The organism is Pseudomonas sp. Z1-12 (genome assembly GCF_051132015.1).
In the GTDB taxonomy this organism is placed as follows: Bacteria; Pseudomonadota; Gammaproteobacteria; order Pseudomonadales; family Pseudomonadaceae; genus Aquipseudomonas; species Aquipseudomonas zanjanensis.
In genome coordinates, this window is record NZ_CP071647.1 from 5394036 (window position 1) to 5410269 (window position 16234).

Consider the following 16234-nt stretch of genomic DNA (forward strand, 5'->3'; position numbering starts at 1 on the left):
ATGGCGTTACATGGACTGACTCTGGCGCTCGGCCTGCTCGTGGGAATGAGCGTGACCGCGCACGCCGCCCCACTGGACGAACCCCTCAAGCCCCTGCCACCGATCCCGACCCTGGACCCCAAGCGCGTCCAGCTGGGGCTGCGGCTGTTCAATGACCCGCGACTGTCGGTCAACAACACGCTGTCCTGCGCCAGTTGCCATCGCCTGGACCAGGGCGGCGCCGACGACAAACAGTTTTCCCTGGGCTTCGACGGCAAGCCGGTTGAGGTCAATACGCCGACCGTGTTCAACGCCGGCCTGAACTTCCACCAATTCTGGGATGGCCGTGTCGATACGCTGGAAGAACAGGTCCACATCGTCGTGACCAGCCCGGCGGAAATGGGTAGCACCTGGGAGTCTGTCGTCAAGCGCATCGCCGATGATCCGGGTTATGCCAAGGATTTCAAGGACGCCTACCCCGACGGGGTGACCAAGCCCAATATCCAGGGCGCCCTGGCCGATTACGAACGCACCTTGCAGACACCCAATTCGCGCTTCGACCAGTACCTGCTGGGCAATACCGATGCCCTCACGCCCCGGGAAAAATTCGGCTACCAGCGGTTCAAGGAATACGGCTGCATCGCTTGTCACCAGGGCGTGAACATCGGGGGCAACATGTTCCAGAAATTCGGCATCATGGGTGACTACTTCGTTGACCGCGGCAACCCTACCCGGGCCGACGAAGGTCGCTTCAACGTCACGGGAGACGAAGACGACCGCCAGGTTTTCAAGGTGCCGAGCCTGCGTAACGTGGCCGTCACCGCGCCCTATTTCCATGACGGCTCCGCACCGACCCTGGAACGTGCCGTGGAAGTGATGTTCAGGTACCAGTTGGGCCGCGAGCCCCTGAAGAACGATACCGAGCTGATCGTCGAATTTCTCAAGACCCTGACCGGTGAATGGGAGGGCAAGCCCCTATGACAGTCCTCCGTCGCCTCGGCCTGGCCTTCATTGGCGTCTTGCTGGCGGGCATCCTGTTGTTCATGTACGTCAACTCGGGCGCCCAACAGGCCGCCTCGTACATTGAATCCCGGGACCTGATCCGCCTGCTCAAGCAACAGGACGCCATCTGGGACAACGAAATCCTCAAGTCGCGGATCGCCCTGACCCACAACTACGACCCGCTGGTCTCGCCCCTGCACGAAATGTCACGCTTGTGGCAGCGCCTGGACGCCATCGAGGCGGAGCCGGGCCGACATGGGCCGTCACTCTGGGAGGCCCAGCGCGACGAATACCTCAAGCTGGTCAAGGAAAAGACCCGCTTGGTGGAGCAGTTCAAATCCCATAACGCGGTGTTGCGCAACTCCCTGGCCTTCCTGCCCACCGGCGAGGACGATATCCAGGGCCAGTTCGCCCGGCTGCCCGACACCTACCGGCTGGAATTGCAGAACGTTGCCATCGACACCTACGACCTGTTGCTCAGCAGCATGGAGTTCGCCCAGCTCAGCTCCCCTGATATCGCGGCCGAGGTCCTGCTGGGGTTGAACCAGCTGGAGGTCAACAAAGAGCGCCTGCCTGAGGGACTGCTCAACTCCGTCGAAGTCCTGCGCAGACACATCGGGGTGATCCTGCGGGAACAGCCAAAGGTCAATGAATTATTAATGGGCATCGAAATGGTCCCGTTGGCCGGCCGCCTGGACACCATTACCAACCTACTGGAGAAAGACCAGGCAAAAGCCGCGGCCAAATACGAGCGCAACCACGTTTACCTGCTGGTGTTCGCCACGCTCCTGGTGTTGATCCTGATCTGGCTGGGGATCCGGCTGATCCGCAGTTTCGCCGAGATCAAGCGGGTCAACAACGCCCTGCAAACCGCCAACGACGAGCTGGAACAACGGGTCGAAGAGCGTACCCGCCAACTCAAGGACACCCAGAGCGAGCTGATGGACACCGCCCGCCAGGCCGGCATGGCGGAAATCGCCACCAACGTGCTGCACAACGTCGGCAACGTGCTCAACAGCGTGAACATCTCTGCCGACCTGGTCAGCCGAAAACTGCGCAGCAGCAAGGCCCTGGGGCTGGGCAAGGCGATGCAATTGATCAACGAACACACTGACGACCTCGGGCACTTCCTCACCGAAGACGCCAAGGGCAAGCTGCTGCCCGGCTACCTCAACCAACTGGTGGAGGCCATCGCGTCGGAGCAGCAGGGCCTGACCGATGAACTGGCCCAATTGAGCAAGAGCGTGGACCACATCAAGGACATCGTCGCCACACAGCAATCCTATGCCGGGGCCAACAGCCTGCTCGAACCCCTGGTGGTCAGCGAGCTGCTCGAAGACGCCCTGCGCATGAACTCCGGCGCCCTGACCCGCCATCATGTTACGGTGATCAAGGAATACGGTGATGTGCCGCGGATCATGGGCGACAAGCACCGTCTACTGTTGATTCTGATCAACCTGATCAGCAACGCCAAATACGCCATGGCCGGGGTGTCCAACCATGCGCGGAACATGACGCTCAAGGCGGACGTCGTCGATGGCGAGACCCTGCAAATCAGCGTTAAGGACGAAGGCGAAGGCATCCCGGAGGAGAATATGACGCGCATCTTCGCCCACGGCTTTACCACCCGTAAGGAAGGCCATGGCTTTGGCCTGCACAGCTGCGCATTGGCGGCCATTGAAATGAACGGCCACCTCACCGTGCACAGTGAGGGGCCAGGAAAAGGGGCGACATTCCAATTGCAGGTGCCCCTGAAACTTGCAGAAGGTGAGCCATGAACAGTATGAGTAACCGTCGCATCCTGTTGATCGACGACACACCCGCCATTCATGAAGATTTCCGCAAGATCCTCACCCCGGAAGACGAGGGCAACACGGACTTGCAGGACATGGAAAGCGCCCTGTTCGGCGAAGCGCCGAAACCTGCCGCCACCGTGTTCGAACTCGACTCGGCTTATGGCGGGCAGGAAGGCCTGAACAAATTGCTGGCGGCAGCGGCCAAGGAACGACCCTATGCCCTGGCCTTTGTCGACATGCGCATGCCCGAAGGCTGGGACGGCGCCAAGACCATCGAAGAACTCTGGAAGCGCGACCCGCAGCTGCAAGTGGTGGTGTGCACCGCTTATTCGGATTATTCCTGGGATGAACTGCTCGACCGCCTGAACGGCCATGACCGTTTGCTGATCCTGAAGAAGCCGTTCGACAACATCGAAGTCCAGCAGATGGCCAACACCCTGACCACCAAATGGGAAATGACCTCCCGTGCGCAACTGAAAATGAACAAGCTCGAAGACCTGGTGGAACAACGCACCCAAGCGTTCAGACAGGCCAGCGAGCTGCTGCAGATGGAAATCGACGAACGCAAGATGCTGGAAACCCAGCTGGTGCAATCGGAAAAACTCGCCTCCCTGGGCCAGTTGGCGGCCGGCGTGGCCCACGAAATCAACAACCCGATCGGCTTCATTTCTTCCAACCTCGGGGCGCTGGACGGCTACTTCGGCAAGCTCCAGGAAATGCTCAGCGCCTACGGCAGCGCCGAGGAGGCCATCGCCTCGCCGGAGCTGGTGGTGAACCTGAGGAAGCTGCGCGAACAGGTGGAACTGGATTTCCTTGTGGAGGACATCCCCCTGCTGATCAAGGAATCCAAGGATGGCATCGGACGGGTCGGGCAGATCGTCAAGGACCTGAAGGACTTCTCCCGCGTCGACTCCAGTCAGGAATGGCAGATGGCCAATTTGCAGCAAGGCATGGATTCGACGTTGAACATCGTCGCCAATGAGATCAAGTACAAGGCCGACGTGGTCAAGGAGTACACGCCGTTGCCGGAGGTGGAATGCCTGCCGTCGCAGATCAACCAGGTGATCATGAACCTGATCGTCAACGCCGCCCAGGCCATCGGCCCAGAACGCGGCACCATCACCCTGCGCAACGGTGCCGGTGACGAAACCGTCTGGATCGAAGTGGCGGACAACGGCTCGGGCATTCCCCCCGAGACCCTGCAGAAAATCTTCGACCCGTTCTTCACTACCAAACCCATTGGCCAAGGCACCGGGCTGGGGCTGTCGTTGTCCTACGGCATCGTGAAAAAACACCACGGCGAGATCACCGTCCGCAGCGAAGTCGGCGTCGGCACCACTTTCCGTGTGGAATTGCCGGTGCGGCAGATGAAGCAGGCAGGCTGAGCCCCCGGCAGTTCAAATTGTGGGAGCGAGCTTGCTCGCGATAGCGGTGCGACAGTCAATGCAGGGGTTGAATGTGCGGCCGCCATCGCGAGCAAGCTCGCTCCCACAGGTATTTTTCAGTGTTTGGTCCATTGGGATCAGGGCATGCCACCTGCGCCGGCTCTTGTGGCGAGGGAGCTTGCTCCCGCTCGACGGCGCAGCCGTCGTAAACCGGCTGACGCGGTCTGTCTGAATGCTCGTAATGACCCAATGGGGCCGCTGCGCAGCCCAGCGGGAGCAAGCTCCCTCGCCACAATGGCCCGCGTTTCACCACACAACCAATTGTGGGAGTTTGCTCCCTCGCCACGGACCGCATTCCAAGCTAATGTCTCGCCAATCGCTCAACCCCAAGGAACCCGTATGAGCCTGTCGCTGCTGAGCCGTTACGCCTTCTTTGCTGGCTGTGTCATCTTCACCCTCGCCAGCCTGCCGTTCCTGCAACACGACTGGCTCTGGCCCATTGCGCTGGTGACCGGGCTGTTGAGCCTGCTGGGGCTGTTCGATCTGCTGCAGAGCCGCCACGCCGTACGGCGCAACTACCCGATCCTGGGCAATATCCGCTACCTGGTCGAAGGCATCCGCCCAGAGATCCGCCAGTACCTGCTCGAATCCGACAGCGATGCCCTGCCCTTCTCTCGCGCCCAGCGCTCGCTGGTGTACTCCCGGGCCAAGAACGAAAGCGCCGACAAACCCTTCGGCACCTTGATCGACGTCTACCAGACCGGTTTCGAATTCATCGGCCACTCCATGCGCCCGGCGCCGTTGAGCGACCCCAGCGGTTTTCGCGTGACAGTCGGCGGCCCGCAATGCACTCAGCCCTACTCGGCCTCGGTGTTCAACATCTCGGCCATGAGCTTCGGCTCCCTGAGCGCCAACGCCATCCGGGCATTGAATCAAGGCGCCAAGCTCGGCAACTTCGCCCACGACACCGGTGAAGGCAGCATCAGCCCTTACCACCGCGAACACGGCGGCGACCTCACCTGGGAATTGGGCAGCGGCTACTTCGGTTGCCGTACGTCTGACGGGCGCTTCGACCCCGAGCGTTTCGCCGCCCAAGCGCAGAACCCGCAGGTGCGGATGATCGAAATCAAGATGAGCCAGGGCGCCAAGCCCGGCCATGGCGGCATCCTGCCCAAGCACAAAGTCACTCGGGAAATCGCCGAGACCCGTGGCATCCTCATGGGCGAGGATTGTATTTCGCCGTCATGCCACAGCGCGTTTTCCACGCCGATCGAACTGATGCAGTTCGTCCAGCAACTGCGTGAACTGTCCGGCGGCAAACCGGTGGGTTTCAAGTTCTGCCTGGGCCATCCGTGGGAATTCATGGGCATTGCCAAGGCCATGCTGGAAACCGGGATCCTGCCCGACTTCATCGTCGTCGATGGCAAGGAAGGCGGCACCGGCGCGGCGCCCGTGGAGTTCACCGACCACATCGGCGTGCCGTTGCGCGAAGGCCTGCTGTTCGTGCACAACACCCTGGTGGGCCTGAACCTGCGGGACAAGATCAAGCTCGGCGCCAGCGGCAAGATCGTCAGCGCCTTCGACATCGCCAGCGTCCTGGCCATCGGCGCCGACTGGGCCAACGCCGCGCGCGGCTTCATGTTCGCCATCGGCTGCATCCAGTCGCAAAGCTGCCACACCAACAAATGCCCCACCGGCGTCGCCACCCAAGACACCCTGCGCCAACGCGCCCTGGTCGTCCCGGACAAGGCCCAGCGGGTCTACAACTTCCACCGCAACACCCTCAAGGCCCTGGCCGAAATGCTCGCCGCCGCCGGGCTCGACCATCCTTCGCAATTGCAGCCCAAGCATTTGGTGCGGCGCATGTCGGCCACCGAGGTGAAGTTGTTCTCGCAGCTGCATGTGTTTTTGAAGCCGGGGGAATTGCTCACGGGTGAGGTTAATGGAGCGTTTTATTCGCGGATGTGGCAGATGGCGCGGGCGGATAGTTTTGAGCCGCGGGAGGTGGTGGCTGCCTAGCTGAAGCGTTAAGACCCCCGTCCTCTGGGAGGGGTGAGGTTTTAAGGGTGTACAAAGAAGCCACCATTTCTCCCTCGACAAAGGTAAGGGTTTGCTTCCAATCATTTTCCAGTAGCGTCCTGAAAACTGTTGCAGTCTTAGGTCCTATCCTCCAGACATTGCCTGTGCTGCATTTAAGTACATACAAATTAGAGAAATAGTTCAATCGATCGCCTTCGGGAAGCAAGGCGTATCCGCCACGGTCAGCAACGTTAAAGAACATGCCGAGAGATGAGTCAATATAAAATTTTGGCCAAATTCCCGTCTCGTTGTAATAGATGAACGGCAGGTACCAGATTAAGGACTCAAAGACTATTTCGTCGTTTGGCATCGCCTCTTTTTTGATCGCAGCCGCCAGCACGTCGAGCCTATAGCTCTTGCGCAAATCGGTTCCATTCATGCCATCGGTTTGTCGATATACCGACTGTAATCCTTGAACCTCCACTGCCACCATAATTATCACGACCAAGACTAGTACAGCAGTTCGTCGAATCGATATATCCAGAGCTGCAGCAACAATAAAAGGCAGCCCAACCGCTGCAAATGTCAGATATCGAGGAGCGAACACGGGGACAATTAGCGTTGCCATAGTAAAAAAAGTTGCTGGAATAAAAAAATAACCGACCATCAGACCGCTGATACGATTCAGGTGGTGTTCTTTCCAAATCAACATTACGGCGCATGCAACAACAAATACCAATGGCATCGCACGCAACAGCAAGGACTGCGCTCCCCATGCGTTCATAGAAGTGAACTGCCAAACAAGACTTAACACTGCCTCTCCTGTGACAGACGTGAGCCATACGCCCCCTGCCGACAGATGATCAACAAAATCAGGCAACCAAGGCACAAACAACACAACGATTGCACTGTTAACCAAAAGCCATGGCTGCACCGGCAACGCGGTTCCCGTCCCCGCACGGCCCGACCACCAGTAAAACCAATGAACAAGCACGCACAGTGCTGCGAAATAATGCGTATAGAACGCTGCTGTCATCAGCAACACATAAATAATCGGGAAGCGCTTCTTTTCCGGCTCTTTAACCCAGCACACCAACGCCACGGTTGCGCCCATCAGCCAGAATCCAAGCAGCGTGTACATGCGCGCTTCCTGGCTGTAACGAACCGAGATCGGCAGCAACGCCAATAACAACCCAGCCATCCAGGTTGCTCTTCGCGTGGCAACCAGGCTCATCAGATTTATGCTCAGCAAAACCGTTCCCACATCGGCTACGACACTGAGGGACCTTACGGCCAAGACCCCGTCGCCAAACAAAATCATCCAGTAGTGCAGCAGCAGGTAGTAAAAAGGTGGGTGAATGTCTCTCGCCGTAATAGACCAGATCTGCCATGGCTCGTGTCTGGCAAGCAGTACGCTATAGGCCTCGTCGTACCAGATCGCCGGTGTTGTGATGCCGTAAAAACGTACGCACAGCGCGAGGACCAACACTGCTACCAAGGCTGCGCCGTCGACGAATCGGCTGGGAGGCTTTCCCGAATAGGCTCGAAAGTTGATCACGAATAATCACCGACCCGTTCGCAAATGTTCTCGGCGGTTCCACGCACGCCCGACTCTCCCCGAACTATTTCCCTGATGACGTACCTCGGACGATGCTTTGTCTCCAGATAGATCCGTCCGATATACTCACCCAACACACCAATGCCGATCAGTTGCACACCACCCAAAAACAAAATCGCGGTCATCAAGGATGGATAACCGGGGAGATCGTTTCCAAAGATCAGCTTGTCCAGCACCATGTACCCGGCATACGCCAGCGAAACCAATGAAATGAAACCGCCGAGGTAAGTCCACAACCGCAACGGCACAGTGCTGAACGACGTAATGCCTTCCAGAGCCAGATTCCATAACTTCCAGCCGTTGAATTTGCTGCTACCAGCGGCGCGACCGGCGCGGTCGTACTCGACAATGACAGTGGTAAAACCGGCCCATGACAGTACACCCTTCATGAACAACTGATATTCGGGAAGGGTCTTGATCACCTCCACCACCTTGCGATCCAGCAGTCGAAAGTCCCCTACATTCCGCTCGATATGAGGAGAGGCAATCCGATCAAGCAGGCGATAGAACAGCGCAGCGCATCCGCGCTTCAGGTAACTGTCGGACGAGCGATCTCGACGCTTGGCAAGCACTACCTCGGCGCCTTTTTCCCATTCGGCAATAAGCTTGGGAATAACCTCGATGGGGTCCTGTAGATCCACGTCCATTGGAATGACCACATCCCCGCTGGCGTGCTCGATCCCGGCAAACAGGGCGGGCTCCTTGCCGAAATTTCGGGAAAAATTGATCAACACAACCAGGTTATCGACCAGCGCGATATCACGGGCAAGCGCATCCGTCTGGTCAGCGCTGCCATCGTTAATGAAGATGATTTCCACGCTATAACCGGCCAACGCCGGGTGCTGACGGATACTCTTGTAGAACAGTCCCAAGGTCTGTTCTTCATTGAACACCGGCACCACCAGCGAGATTTTCATGGGTGGTCTCCACGAAACACTACGAACCTAGAGAGCAGGAAACCGAACACCAAACTCAGCAGGGAAAATACCGTCACTGTCAGTAGCCCATGGACCTGCCAGCGATCTCCCAGATAACCCACGGCAAAACTGAGCGCTCCCATGACACACAGGAAAAACACATAACCCGTCGCCGACATCCTGGCTTCGAAGGTGTAGAGCGCATTGAGGTAGTGGGAAAATGAAGCAGCCACACAGAACGCAGCAAGATTACTGATTGACTGATCGAGACCGATTGCCACGCGCAGCACAAAAAATATCTGCCAATGAACCAGCGTATTGGCCAACCCGACCAGTGAATAAGTGAAGAAAACATGCCATATCGCTTTCATGCTCGCCCCCGAACTTGTCGGCGCCTACTGGCGATCCTTGATCAAATTAGGGAATGCTCCATCCAGATCGATGGCGCAATAAGTGAGATTGGCATGATGCTGCTGGAAAGGCCCTCAGAGGGTGATGCCAGCGCTACAATTTGTGCCTCAAAAAACCGTACCCCATCACCAGGTTCAGCGTGAAATACAAAGACAAAACGACCGTCATCCACCCAGGCAAATCCAGCGCATCGCCAATCGCGCCGAAGCCATAACTCAGCCCGCCCATTGCGCCATTGCCCAGCAGATAACCTTTCCACGACTCCCCGGGTCGGAAGATGTAGAGGCCACTCACATAAAACGAAAACGCCGCAGCCATGCAGAACGCAGCAAAGTTACTGCTCGCCTGGGCCAGTCCAACAGCGTCATGCAACAGAAAAAAAACCTGGCCATGGATCAACCCATTGACCAGTGCGATAACCATCAACGCAGAAAACCCATTCATCCTGGTACCTAGCCGTTCCCTGATTGGCGGGTTTTCAAGCTAGGCGACGGCTCTGCGGCGGTCTACTGTCAGATCTTACAGGTCGAGCACCGTTTCCGACGGACGGTCAGGTTCACGCCTACAAAAAAGCCCCGGTCAACAGACCGGGGCTCTCGTTTACATCGCGCCTTATCTTACGACACCGAACGCACCGAACCCGGTGCCTCTCCTGTTGGCTGCAACTTGAAGGTATAAAACAACACCGTCAGCAACACCAGGAACGCCGGGCCGATATACAACGCCACGCGGGTGTCGGGGAAGTACGCCATCAAGCCCACCACCAGCACCAGGAATGCCAGCGCTAGATACGAGCTGACCGGGTACAGCCACATACGGTACTTCAACGCCGCCCGCTCGGAAGCGCTCAAGCCTTTGCGGAATTTGAGCTGGGCCAGCAGGATCATCACCCAAGTCCAGATCGCACCGAAGGTGGCAATAGACGTCACCCAGACGAAGACTTTTTCCGGCACCAGGTAGTTGAGCAGCACGCCCAGCAGCAACGCGGCGATGGACAGCAGCAGTGCGCGGCGTGGTACGCCATTGCTGGAGGTCTTGGCGAAACCAGCCGGAGCCTGGCCGTTCTGTGCCAGGCTGTAGAGCATCCGTCCGGTGCTGAAGATCCCGCCATTGCAGGAGGACAGCGCGGCGGTGATTACCACGAAGTTGATGATGCCGGCGGCGGTCTTGATGCCCAGGCGCTCGAAGGTCATCACGAATGGGCTGCCCTGGGTGCCGATTTCGTTCCAGGGGTAGATCGACAGGATCACGAACAGCGCGCCGACATAAAACAGCAGGATCCGCCAGAACACCGAGCCGATGGCGTTGGGGATGGTTTTCTGTGGGTTCTTCGCTTCACCGGCGGTCAGGCCGATCATCTCCACGCCCAGGTAGGCGAACATGACCATTTGCAGGGACATCAACACGCCCGACACACCGTTGGGCATGAAACCGCCGTGGGTCCAGAGGTTGGAAATGCCCAAGGCCACGCCGTCGTTACCAAAACCGAAGGCGATGATGCCGACGCCGCCAATGACCATGGCGATGATGGTGACAATCTTGATCAGGGCAAACCAGAACTCGAACTCGCCGAAGGCCTTGACCGCGATCAGGTTGATCGAGCCCATGCTGACCAGCGCGGCCAGGGCCCAGATCCAGCGGGGCACGTCGGGGAACCAGATGCCCATGTATACCGCCACGGCGGTGATTTCCGCCACGCAGGTCACCAGCCACAGGAACCAGTAGTTCCAGCCGGTCAGGAAGCCTGCCAGTGGGCCGAGGTAATCCTGGGCGTAGCGGCTGAACGAACCGGCCACCGGGTTGTGCACGGCCATTTCACCGAGGGCGCGCATGATCACCAGGATCGCCAGGCCACCGATGATGTAGGACAGCATGATCGCCGGCCCGGCCATTTCGATGGCCTTGGCCGAGCCGAGGAACAGCCCGACACCGATGCAGGCGCCGAGCGCCATCAGGCGGATATGTCGCTCACCGAGTTCACGTTTGAGCGGACCACCCTGGGCGGTCTCGCCATGGGGCAGATGATTGCCGACAGGCATAGGGATAAACCTCGTCTTGTTATTGGATTAGCCACCGAGTGTCCAAGGCTGCGGGCGGGTGGGCCTGCGAGCATTGCCGAAACCGGGCCAGCCTTGTGGGCAGACCGTCCTGTAGGAAAACTCCTCAAGATCAGCGGGCCGTGCAGTATAAAAAGCCGGGAACAGAAAGTTTCACCATAAAAGCAGGTTAATTCAGGGAATGCCCAAGCCCATGGGGCTTTTCTGAAGAGGGATTGCCTAAGCTAATGGCCGTTTAGAAACGGCGCCGAGTATTGCACAGTGGTGGTGCAGCGTCATGTCTTTGCAGGCGGCGAAGGCTCTAGCGCGAGGTTTTCAGGATACCACCGCCCCCGTGGCGAGGGAGTTTGCTCCCGCTCGGCTGCGCAGCAGCCGCCTGCATTCAAAAGCCGCACAGCGAGGGCGGCTTCGCCCCCCAGCGGGAGCAAGCTCCCTCGCCACAAAAAGCGACTACAGCCACACCGTATCCCACAGTGGGTAATCGCCGATTCGATCTACTAACCCTGCACGAAGCGGATTGGCAATGATGTAGCGGGCGGTAGGTCGCAGGTCCTCGTTATCGCGGATCGCGCGGTCATGGAAGCCGCTTTGCCAGAAGGCACCCTTTCTGTTCATTGCTCGATTGATTGTTAGGGTGCTGCGGGATTTTACTGCCTGCATCACTTGGGTGAGCTGAGCTTGCTCTAGCTGCACCAGCCAATGCAGATGGTCCGGCATCACAACCCATGCCAGCGAATTGATCTGACCTTGCTCATGAGCCAGGCGCATTTCTGCAATCAGTAAGCGGCCCAGTCGCCAGTCCTTGAAAATCGGGGTGCGTCGGTGAACGACCGTAGTGATGAGATAACCTCGCCCCGGTTCCGAAGAGCGTCCGCGACGTAAGCGATGAGAGTTTGGGTGTGGAGGATGCATTCCTTGGCTTCCTGTGGTTGGGGTGTCTACTTACGGTAGCCTCACCCGCGACGATCCGACGCGATGATCGTTGAGCGACTTTTCCGAAGACGGCGTAGTACCTGTGGCGAGGGAGCTTGCTCCCGCTGGGTGGCGCAGCCGCCCCGCTTTTTCAACCCCGAAAACGCTTCAGCCGTGCCACCGTCGCGTCTGCTGCGCAGCCGAGCGGGAGCAAGCTCCCTCGCCACAAAAGCTCATCAGACCATGACGACTACAAGCACCTGCGCATTCCTCGCCCAAGGCTGGCATCACCTATCCTGAAAACACACCTACCGTGGCGAGGGAGCTTGCTCCCGCTGGGTGGCGCAGCCGCCCCGCTTTTTCAACCCCGAAAACGCTTCAGCCATGCCACCGTCGCGTCTGCTGCGCAGCCGAGCGGGAGCAAGCTCCCTCGCCACAAAAGCTCATCAGACCATGACGACCACAAGCACCTGCACGTTCCTCGCCCAAGGCTGGCGATCACTTATCCTGAAAACACACCTACCGTGGCGAGGGAGCTTGCTCCCGCTGGGTGGCGCAGCCGCCCCGCTTTTTCAACCCCGAAAACGCTTCAGCCGTGCCACCGTCGCGTCTGCTGCGCAGCCGAGCGGGAGCAAGCTCCCTCGCCACAAAAGCGCATCAGACCATGACGACTACAAGCACCTGCGCATTCCTCGCCCAAGGCTGGCATCACCTTTCCTGAAAACACACCTACCGTGGCGAGGGAGCTTGCTCCCGCTGGGTGGCGCAGCCGCCCCGCTTTTTCAACCCTGAAAACGCTTCAGCCATGCCACCGTCGCGTCTGCTGCGCAGCCGAGCGGGAGCAAGCTCCCTCGCCACAAAAGCTCATCAGCCAATGACCTCCGACAAGCGTTCGCATGTCGGCTGTCCACAATTTCCCCTCCCCCCACGCCAACCACCGTCTAAGCTTCAAGCAAGTCCGATCAATCTGCTTAATGGATCAGTCGACTATGGGCGCTTTGTGGCAAACCGATTCGAATGAACCTGTGGTCCCGACTGAACGTATGGAAGAAGCGCCTTTACCTCAAGAAAAACGCCGCGCACGGCATGGCTGGCGGGCGTTCTGGTTGTTGTTGCTGATTATCGTCGTGGTGGTCGGCCTGGCGGCGGCCAAGGAAATGCGCACGTCGCGGTTTCAGGCCCGGGAGATCAGCAAATACGCCGAGTCCCTGAGCTATTCGGTGCAGCCGGGGCCCAGCGATGCCATCGCCTATCCGGGTGCTGGCCCGTTCGACCGGCGCTTGGGCTACAGCGCGCTGGGGGAGTTCCTGCCGCGGCTGCTCAAGCGCGACTACGTGATCCAGGCCCAGGCGAGGTTCTCGCCGGCCTTGATGGACTACGTCGAGAAAGGCCTGTTCGTGCCGTATGTGGAAAAGATCCAGGCCGGGCTGACCATCACCGATTGTCGTGCCGCGCCGGTCTATCAGTTCAAGTACCCGCAGCAACTATATGCAAGCTTCGAAGCGATCCCGCCCGTGGTGGTGCAGAGCCTGTTGTTCATCGAGAACCGTTTTCTGCTCGACCCCAAGCAACCCTTGGCCAACCCGGCCGTGGACTGGCCGCGCTTCGGCATGGCGGCCTGGTCGCAAGTCGCCAAGCTGTTGAGCCTGCCGGGGCAGTCCGCCGGCGGCAGCACCTTGGCGACACAACTGGAGAAGTACCGCCACTCGCCTGAAGGCCTGACCGTGTCCGGCGCGGAGAAGATCCGCCAGATGATTTCCGCCAGCGTGCGCGCCTACCAGGCCGGCCCGCAGACCCTCGAGGCGCGGCAGCGGATCATCCGCGACTACCTCAACAGCGTGCCGCTTTCCGCCGTGCCGGGGCATGGCGAGGTCCATGGCATGGCGGAAGGGCTACGGGTCTGGTATGGCGCGGATTTCAAACGGGCCAACGAACGCTTGTTCAGCACCGCCACCGACCCCAAGAGCCTGGCGGAAAAAGGCCTGGCCCTGCGGGAAATGCTGTCGTTGATGATCGCCCAGCGGCGCCCGTCGCATTACCTTTCGAAGGGTCATGATGAACTGGCGCGCCTCACCGACAGCCACATCCGCCTGCTGGCACAGAACGGCGTGATCGACGCCGCGTTGTCCGAGGCGGCCCTGGCCAGCAAGGTCAGCTACCGCGACTGGGTCCAGGACCCGACCGTCCAGCCCATCGAAACCAACAAGGGCATCAGTGCCGCCCGCAGTCGCATCGCCGCGCTGCTCAACCGCCCGCTGTACGACCTCGATCGCCTCGACCTCTCCGCCACCAGCACGCTGCAAAGCGATTTGCAGGCCCAGGCCACCGAGTACCTCAAGCGTTTGGCCGACCCGGCCTTCGCGACCGAGATCGGCCTGATGGGAGAACGCCTGCTGACCCCCACCAGCACCACGCAGGTGCGCTACAGCTTCACCTTGCTGGAACTGACCCCCGATGGCTCGCGCGTGCGGGTGCAGACCGATAGCACCGACCAACCTTTCGACATCAACGAAGGCAGCAAGCTGGAACTGGGCTCCACCGCCAAGTTGCGGGTGCTCACCACGTACCTGCAGATCATCGCCGAACTCCACGAGCGTTATGCCCAACAGACCCCGGCAGCCTTGAAGAAAACCGAGATCGCCGACCAGGACCGCCTGTCCCGCTGGGCCGTGGACTACTTGATCGAAAACACCGACCGCAGCCTGCCGAAGATGCTCGAAGCGGCACTGGACCGCACCTATTCAGCCAGCCCCGGCGAGGCGTTTTTTACCGGCGGCGGGCTGCACACCTTCCATAACTTCCGCAAGGAAGACGACGGCCGCCTGCCGACGCTGCGCGACTCCCTGCGCGAATCCATCAACCTGCCGTTCATTCGCCTGATGCGCGACCTGGTGCGCTACGCCACCTACGCCGGCCCCAACAACAGCTCCGAACTGCTCAAGGACGACAAGGACCCGCGCCGCCAGGAATACCTGGCCCAGTTCGCCGATCGCGAAGGCACCTCATTCCTGCTCAGGTTCTGGAAGAAGTACCAGAAAAAGGACACCGGCCAGCGCCTCGAAACCTTCCTCGACGGCATGCGCCCCACTGCGATCCGCCTGGCCGCCGTGCACCGTTATTTCTTTCCCAACGACAGTCAGGAAAGCTTCAACCGCTTCGTGCGCGCGCACTTGAAGTCGGCCAAGAGCGCCGAAAAACTCACTGACGAACGCCTGGAACGGCTCTACCAAAGCTATGGTCCCGGCGCCTACGACCTGCCAGACCAAGGCTTCATCGCCAAGGTCCATCCGCTGGACCTATGGTTGATGGGTTACCTGCTGAACAACCCCGAGGCCAAGTTCAGCCAGATCGTCAAGGCCAGCCAGTTCGAGCGTCAGGAAGTCTACAGCTGGCTGTTCAAGAGCCGGCACAAGAGCGCCCGGGACAGTCGTATCCGGACCATGCTGGAGATCGAAGCCTTCCTGGATATCCATCAGCGCTGGCAGCAGGTCGGTTACCCCTTCGACCACCTCGTGCCTTCGTTGGCCACTGCGATCGGCAGCAGCGGCGACCGCCCCGCCGCGCTCGCCGAGCTGGTGGGCACGATTCTCAACGACGGCGTCCGCCAGCCCGCGCTGCGCGTCGACAGCTTGCAGTTTGCCGTCGACACGCCCTACGAAACGCGACTGGTCAACGACCCGGACAGCGGCAAGCGCGTGATGCCGGTCGAGGTTGCGCGGGCGTTGCGCGGCGCATTGTCGCAAGTGGTGGATGCCGGCACCGCGAAACGGGTGGCCGGCAGCTTCAAGCTGGCCGACGGCACGCCGCTGGCCATGGGCGGCAAGACGGGCACTGGCGACAACCGCATCGAAGCCGTGGGTTCCGGTGGTCGGGTGATCAGCTCCAAATCCATCAACCGCACCGCGACGTTCGTGTTCTATATCGGTGACAACCATTTCGGCACGCTCACCGCTTACGTACCCGGCGTGTCGGCGCAGAACTTCAAGTTCACCTCGGCCTTGCCGGTGCAGGTGCTCAAGGGCATGGCGCCGTTTCTCTCGCCCTACCTGCAACCCGGCACGCATACGCAGTGCCAGCCGTTGGTGACGAGCCGTTAGGCCAGGACGCCATACCACGCGGTGTCCCCGTCATTGAGCTG

11 protein-coding genes and 1 pseudogene are annotated in these 16234 nt (G+C 59.6%); 6 read left to right on the plus strand and 6 right to left on the minus strand.

The window, feature by feature from the left end; genetic code table 11:
* The 5 genes and pseudogenes from J3P85_RS23445 to J3P85_RS23465 all read left to right on the plus strand — a co-directional run bounded on the left by J3P85_RS23445 (position 1) and on the right by J3P85_RS23465 (position 6181).
* A complete protein-coding gene (locus J3P85_RS23445) occupies positions 1–960 on the plus strand; it encodes a cytochrome-c peroxidase (RefSeq protein ID WP_434703699.1) in 960 nt (319 codons plus the stop codon).
* Positions 957–2759: a DAHL domain-containing protein gene (locus J3P85_RS23450; protein ID WP_434703700.1), complete on the plus strand. Its 1803-nt coding sequence runs from the start codon at positions 957–959 to the stop codon at positions 2757–2759. Before J3P85_RS23445 ends, J3P85_RS23450 begins: the two co-directional genes overlap by 4 nt.
* 590 nt (positions 2760–3349) lie before the next feature.
* A pseudogene (locus tag J3P85_RS23455) lies at positions 3350–3436 on the plus strand (hypothetical protein); the annotation flags it as partial.
* Positions 3437–3844: 408 nt separating this feature from the next.
* Positions 3845–4162 (plus strand): sensor histidine kinase, encoded by a 318-nt coding sequence (locus J3P85_RS23460; RefSeq protein ID WP_434706418.1) that lies wholly within the window; start codon positions 3845–3847, stop codon positions 4160–4162.
* A gap of 399 nt (positions 4163–4561) precedes the next feature.
* A complete protein-coding gene (locus J3P85_RS23465) occupies positions 4562–6181 on the plus strand; it encodes an FMN-binding glutamate synthase family protein (RefSeq protein WP_434703701.1) in 1620 nt (539 codons plus the stop codon).
* On the opposite strand, the gene J3P85_RS23470 is transcribed toward J3P85_RS23465, so the two are convergent.
* The 6 genes from J3P85_RS23470 to J3P85_RS23495 form a co-directional block, all read right to left on the minus strand.
* Positions 6102–7739, minus strand: a complete 1638-nt coding sequence (locus J3P85_RS23470; protein WP_434703703.1) for a glycosyltransferase family 39 protein — start codon at positions 7737–7739, stop codon at positions 6102–6104. The genes J3P85_RS23465 and J3P85_RS23470 overlap by 80 nt on opposite strands.
* Positions 7736–8716, minus strand: coding sequence for a glycosyltransferase family 2 protein (locus J3P85_RS23475; protein ID WP_434703704.1), 981 nt, complete (start codon positions 8714–8716; stop codon positions 7736–7738). Before J3P85_RS23475 ends, J3P85_RS23470 begins: the two co-directional genes overlap by 4 nt.
* Positions 8713–9087 (minus strand): GtrA family protein, encoded by a 375-nt coding sequence (locus tag J3P85_RS23480; protein WP_434703705.1) that lies wholly within the window; start codon positions 9085–9087, stop codon positions 8713–8715. Before J3P85_RS23480 ends, J3P85_RS23475 begins: the two co-directional genes overlap by 4 nt.
* A gap of 133 nt (positions 9088–9220) precedes the next feature.
* The gene (locus J3P85_RS23485; protein WP_434703706.1) at positions 9221–9571 is read right to left on the minus strand and encodes a GtrA family protein; all 351 of its coding nucleotides are present in this window, start codon (positions 9569–9571) and stop codon (positions 9221–9223) included.
* Between the two features lie 173 nt (positions 9572–9744).
* Positions 9745–11166 (minus strand): amino acid permease, encoded by a 1422-nt coding sequence (locus J3P85_RS23490; RefSeq protein WP_434703707.1) that lies wholly within the window; start codon positions 11164–11166, stop codon positions 9745–9747.
* A gap of 468 nt (positions 11167–11634) precedes the next feature.
* The gene (locus J3P85_RS23495; protein WP_434703708.1) at positions 11635–12096 is read right to left on the minus strand and encodes an REP-associated tyrosine transposase; all 462 of its coding nucleotides are present in this window, start codon (positions 12094–12096) and stop codon (positions 11635–11637) included.
* A gap of 989 nt (positions 12097–13085) precedes the next feature.
* Between J3P85_RS23495 and J3P85_RS23500 the strand changes: the two genes are divergently transcribed.
* Positions 13086–16193, plus strand: a complete 3108-nt coding sequence (locus J3P85_RS23500; RefSeq protein WP_434703709.1) for a transglycosylase domain-containing protein — start codon at positions 13086–13088, stop codon at positions 16191–16193.
* Positions 16194–16234: the final 41 nt, after the last annotated feature.